The following is an 8,105-nucleotide window of genomic DNA, read 5'->3' as shown; positions in this document are numbered from 1 at the left end:
ACCACAAACGACGGCGCAATACTGGTCTTCGACGACAGTGGGTTGACCGCAATAGACAACTAGACGCGACGGAGATTTCTCCAAGAGAACGGCGCTCACCACCCCAGGTCCGCCGAAAGTGCCCGCCCCAGCAATGCCGTGACCGCGCGGCGCCGGCCCGGGGTGATCCGGTACCAGACCCAGGTTCCTCGCCGCTCGGAGGTGAGGACATCGACGTCTTTGAGCACCTTGAGGTGGTGGGATACGGTCGGCTGCGACACCTCGGCGAGCTCGGCGAGGTCGCACACGCACGATTCTCCGCGCGGGTCGGACGCGATGGCCGACAGCATCCGCAGCCGCAGCGGATCCGACAGAGCCTTCAACGTCGCAGCAACCGAGGAGGCAGCCTCCTGCCCGATCGCATGCGTGGCGACGGGACTGCAAGTGTCGTCTGCGGTCGTCGGGGTGACATTCATGACGAGATCCTCTCAGCGGTGTACGGGTCGGTGTGGAACCAGCGCCGGGCGGCCCAGAGCGAGACATAGACGAGTCCGACGAGAACAGGGACTTCGATCAGCGGGCCGACGACTCCGGCGAGGGCCTGGCCGGATGTCGCACCGAACGTGCCGATCGCGACGGCGATCGCGAGCTCGAAGTTGTTGCCGGCGGCGGTGAACGCCAGGGTCGACGATCGTGCGTATCCGAGGCCGAGCGCCTTGCCGGTGAACAGGCCGACGAACCACATGATCGCGAAGTACGCCAGCAGCGGGAGTGCGATCCGGGCGACATCCCACGGACGACTCGTGACCTGCTCACCCTGCAGGGCGAACAGCAGCACGATGGTGAACAGCAGGCCGTAGAGCGCCCAGGGGCCGATCCTCGGGAGGAAGCTGTCTTCGTACCAGTCGCGTCCCTTCGTACGCTCCCCGATAAAGCGGGAGGCGAATCCCGCGACGAGGGGGATGCCGAGGAAGATCAGGACGTTCAGCGCGATCTGTCCGATCGAGATGTCCAACCCTTGTGAGTCGAGTCCGAGCCAACCCGGAAGGACGGTGAGGTAGAACCAGCCGAGCAGCGAGAAGGCGACGACCTGGAAGACCGAGTTGATGGCGACGAGCACGGCCGCGGCCTCGCGGTCGCCGCAGGCGAGGTCGTTCCAGATGACGACCATGGCGATACAGCGCGCGAGCCCCACGATGATGAGGCCCGTGCGGTATTCGGGCAGGTCGGGCAGGAACGCCCACGCGAGGGCGAACATCAGCGCCGGGCCCACGAGCCAGTTGAGCGCCAGCGACGAGAGCAGCAGCTTCTTGTCGCCGGTGACGGCGGCGACCTTGTCGTAGCGGACCTTCGCGAGCACCGGGTACATCATCACCAGCAGGCCGAGGGCGATCGGGATCGAGATCCCACCGACCTCGAGGCGGGCCAGGAGGTCGGAGGCGCCGGGGATGAAGCGGCCGATGACGATGCCGCCGATCATGGCCAGGCCGATCCAGAGCGGCAGCCACCGGTCGAGGGTCGACAGGCGGCGCGTGGAAGGTGCGGTGGTGGGTACGGTCGCCGTGCTCATGCGAGGAGCGCCTCCCGCTTCTCGGGGATGACGGGCTCTGCCTCGTCGAGAGCCGCGAGGTAGTGCTGCGCATCCTGCGCTGCAGCACATCCGGTGCCTGCGGCGGTGATCGCCTGGCGGTAGGTGTGGTCGACCAGATCACCGGCGGCGAAGACTCCCGACACGTTCGTGCGAGTGGAGGGGTGCTCGACGAGCACGTAGCCGTCGGCATCCGTGTCGACGAGTCCGGCGACGATCTCGGAGCGCGGATCGTGCCCGATCGCGACGAAGACTCCCGTAGCCGGCAGCTTCCGCTCGGCACCGGCCACGGTGTCGCGCAGTTCCACCGCCTCCACCTTCTCCGCACCGATGAGGCCTGCGACCTCGCTGTTCCACGCGATCTCGATCTTGGGGTGGTCGAGCACGCGCTGCGCCATGATCTTCGAGGCCCTGAACTCACCCCGACGGTGCACGACGGTGACCTTCGAGGCGAAGCGGGTGAGGAACAGCGCCTCCTCCATCGCAGAATCCCCGCCGCCGACGACGACGATCTCCTGCTCGCGGAAGAAGAAGCCGTCGCAGGTGGCGCACCACGAGACGCCGCGGCCGGTGAGTCTCTCCTCATCCGCGATGCCGAGTTTGCGGTAGGCGGAGCCCATCGTCAGGATGACGGCGCGAGCGAGGAAGGTCTCGCCGGAGCCCGTCTCCACGGTCTTGAGGGGGCCGTCGAGGTCGACCAGGACCGCGTCGTCGAGAAGGATGCGGGCGCCGAAGCGCTCCGCCTGCGCGCGCATCGACTCCATCAGCTCGGGCCCCTGCACACCATCGACGAACCCGGGGAAGTTCTCGACCTCGGTCGTGGTCATCAGCGCGCCGCCCGCGGTCACGGACCCGGCGAGCACCACAGGGGAAAGACCCGCGCGCGCCGCATACACGGCCGCGGTGTACCCCGCAGGGCCGGACCCGATGATGACCAGCTCAACCTGTTGAATCGACATGTGTCTATATTGACACTCATCGATACCCCCTGCAATCTCCGACGGAGGAGTTCACCTGTTCGTCACCTTGCCGCCTGCTAGTGCCCTGTCCCAAGATTGCCCGTGAGCCGTTGACGGAACGCCGCCGCGGTGTCGTTGAGGCCATGGATCGTGACGGACTTGCCGAGGCGCTCGTACTTGGTGACGACGGCATCGAGAGCAGCAACGGTCGAGGCGTCCCAGATGTGCGACCGGGTCATGTCGACGACGACCCGGTCCGGATCTTCCGCGTACGCGAATTGGGTCGTCAGGTCGTTGCTCGACGCGAAGAACAGCTCCCCGACGACTTCGTAGCGAGCGGCAGCGATCCCCTCCTCGTCCACCACAGTGCGCGTAACGGTGACGAAGTGTGCGACCCGTCGGGCGAACATCACCATCGCGGTGAGCACTCCGAGGATGACGCCGATAGCGAGGTTGTGCGTCCACACCGTCGCGATGACAGTGATGAGCATGACGGCCGTCTCGCTCTTCGGCATCCGACGCAACGTCGAGGGGCGGATGCTGTGCCAGTCGAAGGTCGCGACGGAAACGAGGATCATCACAGCCACCAGCGCCGCCATCGGGATGATCGCCACCACGTCGCCGAGCGCGAGAACAAGGACGAGGAGGAAGACACCGGCGAGGAACGTCGAGATGCGCGTGCGCGCGCCCGAGGCCTTCACGTTGATCATCGTCTGGCCGATCATCGCGCATCCGCCCATTCCGCCGAAGGCACCGGAGAGCACGTTCGCCACGCCCTGGCCCCACGCCTCGCGCGTCTTGCGGGAGTGGGTGTCCGTGATGTCATCGACCAGCTTGGCCGTCATGAGCGACTCGAGCAGGCCGACGACCGCCATGGCGAGAGCGAACGGGCCGATGATCCCGAGTGTCTCCAGGGTCAATGGCACCTCCGGGATGAAGAGTTCGGGCAGACTCTGCGGAAGCTCACCCTGGTCACCCACGTTCGGCACGCTCCATCCGAACACCACGACGGCCGCTGTCAGCAGCACGATCGTCACCAGCGGAGCCGGGACCACCTTCGTGATGCGCGGCATCAGGAACAGGATCGCCAACCCCACGGCGACCAGCGGGTACACCAGCCACGGCACGCCGAACAGCTGCGGCAGCTGAGCGGTGAAAATGAGGATCGCGAGCGCGTTCACGAAGCCCACCATGACCGAGCGAGGAATGAAGCGCATGAGCTTGGCGACGCCGAGGAGGGCCAGCACGATCTGGATCAGCCCACCCAGCAGCACCGTGGCGATGAAGTAGTCCATCCCGTACTCTCGGGCCACCGGGGCGATCACGAGCGCGATGGCTCCCGTCGCCGCGGTGATCATCGCCGGGCGGCCACCGAGGAACGCGATGGCCACCGCCATCACGAAGGAGGAGAACAGACCCACCCGGGGGTCGACGCCGGCGATGATCGAGAAGGCGATCGCCTCGGGGATCAGCGCCAACGCGACAACGAGGCCCGCGAGGACCTCGCGGGTGAGAAGCCTGGGACTGCGCAGCGCCTGCAGGACGGTGGGTTCGATCCGATAGCGCGATGCGCTGTCCTTGGTCGGAATGACAGCAGTCAATGTGCTCTCCTGAGTCGGGCTCGCGAACGAGCGGCGATGCGCGCGCGGACACGCAGGCGCCGAACAGCTCGACGCGGAAGAATGGGGATGCCGAAGGGGCACACTCGCAGACTCTAACGTAACGTGAGGTTTGCTGACGAATCGACGAAGGCGGATCAGTGGAGAACGTGCAGACTATGCGCATCGGCGAAGTGGCCGAACAGACTTCCCTGTCGTTCCGCACGCTTCGCCACTATGAGGACGTCGGACTGGTGATTCCCTCCGGTCGCACGGAGGGCGGGTTCCGGCTCTACACGCCGAGGGACGTCGCACGACTCATGATCGTGCGACGGATGAAACCCCTGGGCTACTCGCTGGACGAGATGCGGGCGCTCCTCGACGTCGTCGACGCCCTGGTCGATACACCCGAGGATGAGCAGCTGCGCGCAAGACTCAGCGCGCTCCGCGACGAGGCCGGCGCTCGTCGCGCGAAGCTCGCGAGCCAGGTGGCGATGGCCGACGAGTTCCTCGCACAGCTCGCCCAGATCTGAGACGCCCGTCTCATCCGTTCGGCACCGTCGCGATCACGTCGACGAGGCGCACGGCGAAGGGGCCCGGCGGATCATTCCGCCGGGCCCCTTCGCGTCGCACTCACCCCTGTCGCCCCTTGAAGCGCGGGCTGAGCTTGTTGATGACGAACACTCTGCCCCGGCGGCGCACCAATTGGGCGCCCGGCTGATTCTTCAGGGACTTGAGGGATGACGCTGATCGACACCGCGGCCAAGACCCTCGAGGTCGTCGATCTTCCCGAGGGCGTCGAGTACACGTTCCGCGACATCGTCCGCGGGCCGAAGGACCTCGCCTACATCCTCAGCAGCGACGGTGCCATCCATGTGCTCGATCCGGAGTCCGGTGACATCACCGACAGCTTCCCGGTCGTGAAGGCGTGGGAAGGTCCGGCCGAGTGGCAGGACGCCCACCCCGCCATCGTCGTCGCCGGGAACATCGCGTACGTCACCGAGCCTGCCGCCAACAGCGTTCATGCTGTGGACCTCACCACCGGCAAGGTGCTCGCCAGCACCGAGCTCGACGTGACGCCCAACGAGATCGCCCCCGCCGCGGGCTGACCCCACGACGGTCGAGGGGTGGAGGGCGTCTCGGCGCTTTCCACCCCTCGCATGGTGGCTGGATTTCGCTGAACATTCGTTTAGCATTCTGAATATGCGTTCAGCATCCGCAGACCTCACGACCAGAGCGCGCATTCGCGACGCGGCGATCACACGGTTCGGCCAGCAGGGTTTCGCTGGCACCAGCCTGCGTCAGATCGCACAGGACGCTGCCGTGAGCCCGGCTCTGATCCTGCACCACTTCGGAAGCAAGGATGGGCTGCGGGAGGCGTGTGACGCGCACGTCGTGAGCGAGTTCCTCTCCGAGCGCGACGGCATGACCGGTGCGGACGCTTCACACCTGCTGCGAGAGGCGCTGGATTCGCTGGAGAAGCGCAGCGTCGCCCTGGACTACCTCGCCGGGATGCTGGTCGACGATTCCACCGCGTCCGACCGGCTCTTCGACACGTTCCTCGCCGGTACCAGAGAGATGCTCCGAGAACAGGTCGCGGCTGGAACGATGCGCGAGCAGTCCGATCTCGAAGCGACAGCCGTGTACATCACGCTCTACGGCTTGGGGCCGGTCATCCTGCGTCGCCACCTCGCCCGGGCCTTCGGAGAGAGCTCGCTGACGACCTCGTTGCTGGAGCGCTCGACCATCCCTGTGCTGGAGTTGTACACGCACGGTCTCTACTCGGACGATCGTCTGCTCGTCGCTGCGAAGGAAGCGCTGGGCGGGCACAGCGGCCCGAGCTCGGACAAGGGAGAGAACGACCCGACATCGCCACATGAGCGTGTGCGCTCCGCCACCGCGACGTGAACGGCTGAGTCGATGCGCGCACTCATCTTCACGTTCGGCACCCGAGGTGATGTCGACCCCTACGTCGCCCTTGCATCACGGCTTCAGCGGGAGGGGCATGCGGTCACCCTGTCCGCGCCCGGCGTCTACCGAGAAGACCTCGAGCGACGTGGCATCCGGTTCGAACCCATGGGCGACGCGATGCACGATGAAATGCGAGCACTGATGGCGGACTCACGGGGTCCTGTCGAAGCAGCGACGCTCGCCCGGCACATGTCACAGGCGATGCGACGCTCCCTCTCCGAGCAGTGGACGGTGGCGCAGAAGGTCGATCCGACCGTCATCGTGTCTCACCCGAAGGCGCTGGCCGGAGTCCACATAGCCGAGCGACTCGGCATTCCCTTCGTCGCCTCGCTCCCACTCCCCTTCCTCACTCCGACGCGCGACTTCGCCATCCCGTTCGTGGCTCGCCGATTTCCCGGCCCCGTCAACCATCTGAGCTATCAGTTCAACCGCTTCACGGCCCTCGCCTATGGGGGGATGATCAATCGGTTCCGCACTCAGACGTTGGGGATGCGACGAACCAGCCGGATGAGCGACTATCTGCACCGTGATGGCGAACGCGTACCGGTCCTCTACCCCTTCAGCCCCCATGTGGTTCCGCCGCCTGCCGACTACCCGGATTCCGCTCACATCACCGGCTACTGGTTCCCTGAGAACGACAGCGACGAGTGGACGCCACCGCCGGCGCTGAGGGAATTCCTCGAAGCCGGTCCTGCGATCTACATCGGCTTCGGGAGCATGGGGTTCGGAAAACCCTCAGCGGAACGGAGCAAGACGGTCCTCGAGGCTGTCCGGCACGCCGGGGTCAGAGCCGTCGTCGCGAAGGGGTGGGGCGGCCTCGACGACATCTCCGACCCGCGCATCCACGTCATCGACGAAGCCCCGCACCGGTGGCTCTTCCCCCGCGTCGCTGCCGTCGTGCATCACGGCGGGGCAGGGACGACAGCGGCCGGTCTCAGGGCGGGTCGCCCCAGCCTGATCTGCCCGGTGCTGGGAGACCAGCCGTTCTGGGGATCCCGAGTGCACGCGCTCGGGGCCGGGCCGCGCCCTCTCCCGCTGCGGAGAGCGACAGCGGCGACTCTCGCAGTGGGCATCGACGAGCTCGTCTCGACAGAAAGCTACGCCGACAGTGCAGAAACACTCGCGCAGTGCATCTCCGGCGACGACGGCACAGGTGAAGCAGTGCGAGTGCTGGAACGGCTCGATGCTGGCGGGGCGCCGCTGACGAGGTGAACTCCGGTGCCGGGTATCTGCCTTCTCCTCGAGCGACGAGGCCCGGGAGAGGGCCCCTGGTCGCCGCTCCCTCCGAGCTCGATCAGCCGACGACGACGGGCCGCGCACCGATCTGCAGCGTGGAGGGGGCGGCGCAGCAGCTGCCCGCGTTGTCATCGAAGTCGCCGGCCCCTCCGCACACCCCGGTGTCCGGAAGCCTGAGTTCGCGGCGATCAGCTGCCTCGTGATCGCCGGCGAGGTGAGCGGCGACACTGCGCACCTGCTCGAAGCCCGTCAGCGCGAGGAAGGTCGGCGCCCGACCGTAGGACTTCGCGCCGACGATGAAGAATCCTCGCTCCGGCTGCACGAGCTCACGCGCCCCGGTCGCACCCACGGATCCGCAGGAGTGGATGTTCGGATCGATCTCGGATGCGATACCGGCGACGGCTTCGAGCGTGGGATCCAGGTCGGTCCTGAGCTCGCGCAGCATCTGCAGGTCGGGTCGGAAACCCGTGAGCGCGAACATGCGCCCGACGCCCCTGACGACGCGCCCGTCTTCGGCGATGACCGTCAGCCCTTCGGCCTCCTGCCGGAACTCGGCGACGCGGAATCCGGTCACCAGGTCGACGATTCCGTCGTCGATCACCTTTCGTGCGCGAGAGCCGAGAGCCGCGCGCTCCGGCAGTTCGTCGGATGCAGAACAACGCCTTCCAGAAGAACGTCATCAACTACCCCGACCTGTTCAGCGACTACTCGGGCTCCGAGATCGACTTCTCGCAGTTCCCCGACGGCGTCACCGCGTACTCGCAGATCGACGGC

9 protein-coding genes and 1 pseudogene are annotated in these 8,105 nt (G+C 66.6%); 4 read left to right on the top strand and 6 right to left on the bottom strand.

The annotated features are described in order from the left end of the window. Positions 1 to 128: 128 nt before the first annotated feature. The 4 genes and pseudogenes from KZA10_RS04325 to KZA10_RS04310 form a co-directional block, all read right to left on the bottom strand. Positions 129 to 455: pseudogene (locus KZA10_RS04325) on the bottom strand (ArsR/SmtB family transcription factor); the annotation flags it as partial. Beyond that, a complete protein-coding gene (gene arsB, locus KZA10_RS04320; protein ID WP_218682265.1) occupies positions 452 to 1,549 on the bottom strand; it encodes an ACR3 family arsenite efflux transporter in 1,098 nt (365 codons plus the stop codon). The gene arsB and the pseudogene KZA10_RS04325, both read right to left, overlap by 4 nt. Then, positions 1,546 to 2,526 carry a thioredoxin-disulfide reductase gene (gene trxB, locus KZA10_RS04315; RefSeq protein ID WP_218682264.1) on the bottom strand — a complete coding sequence of 327 codons (981 nt, stop codon included), beginning with the start codon at positions 2,524 to 2,526 and terminating at the stop codon, positions 1,546 to 1,548. The genes arsB and trxB overlap by 4 nt, the downstream gene beginning before the upstream one ends. Positions 2,527 to 2,603: 77 nt before the next feature. After that, positions 2,604 to 4,127, bottom strand: a complete 1,524-nt coding sequence (locus KZA10_RS04310; protein WP_218682263.1) for a SulP family inorganic anion transporter — start codon at positions 4,125 to 4,127, stop codon at positions 2,604 to 2,606. Positions 4,128 to 4,303: 176 nt separating this feature from the next. On the opposite strand from KZA10_RS04310, the gene KZA10_RS04305 reads away from it, so the two are divergent. Then, entirely contained in the window at positions 4,304 to 4,657 is a 354-nt protein-coding gene (locus KZA10_RS04305) for a MerR family transcriptional regulator (RefSeq protein WP_218682266.1), read from the top strand. Between the two features lie 100 nt (positions 4,658 to 4,757). Here KZA10_RS04305 and KZA10_RS04300 read toward each other — a convergent pair whose 3' ends face one another. Then, positions 4,758 to 4,853, bottom strand: a complete 96-nt coding sequence (locus tag KZA10_RS04300; RefSeq protein ID WP_141387900.1) for a ribosomal protein bL36 — start codon at positions 4,851 to 4,853, stop codon at positions 4,758 to 4,760. Between the two features lie 11 nt (positions 4,854 to 4,864). On the opposite strand from KZA10_RS04300, the gene KZA10_RS04295 reads away from it, so the two are divergent. The 3 genes from KZA10_RS04295 to KZA10_RS04285 all read left to right on the top strand — a co-directional run bounded on the left by KZA10_RS04295 (position 4,865) and on the right by KZA10_RS04285 (position 7,307). After that, positions 4,865 to 5,233 (top strand): hypothetical protein, encoded by a 369-nt coding sequence (locus tag KZA10_RS04295; protein WP_229779045.1) that lies wholly within the window; start codon positions 4,865 to 4,867, stop codon positions 5,231 to 5,233. 94 nt (positions 5,234 to 5,327) lie between these two features. Beyond that, complete coding sequence (locus KZA10_RS17705; protein ID WP_256934399.1) at positions 5,328 to 6,032, top strand: TetR family transcriptional regulator; 705 nt, start codon at positions 5,328 to 5,330, stop codon at positions 6,030 to 6,032. A 12-nt stretch (positions 6,033 to 6,044) separates the two neighbouring features. Continuing rightward, positions 6,045 to 7,307, top strand: a complete 1,263-nt coding sequence (locus KZA10_RS04285) for a glycosyltransferase (protein WP_218682262.1) — start codon at positions 6,045 to 6,047, stop codon at positions 7,305 to 7,307. Positions 7,308 to 7,389: 82 nt separating this feature from the next. On the opposite strand, the gene KZA10_RS04280 is transcribed toward KZA10_RS04285, so the two are convergent. Beyond that, positions 7,390 to 7,932 (bottom strand): hypothetical protein, encoded by a 543-nt coding sequence (locus tag KZA10_RS04280; RefSeq protein WP_306300789.1) that lies wholly within the window; start codon positions 7,930 to 7,932, stop codon positions 7,390 to 7,392. Positions 7,933 to 8,105: the final 173 nt, after the last annotated feature.

The organism is Microbacterium sp. BF1 (assembly GCF_019279095.1).
GTDB lineage: Bacteria > Actinomycetota > Actinomycetes > Actinomycetales > Microbacteriaceae > Microbacterium > Microbacterium maritypicum.
Note: the sequence above shows the minus strand (reverse complement) of the source record. Positions and strands in the feature narration are given on the sequence as shown.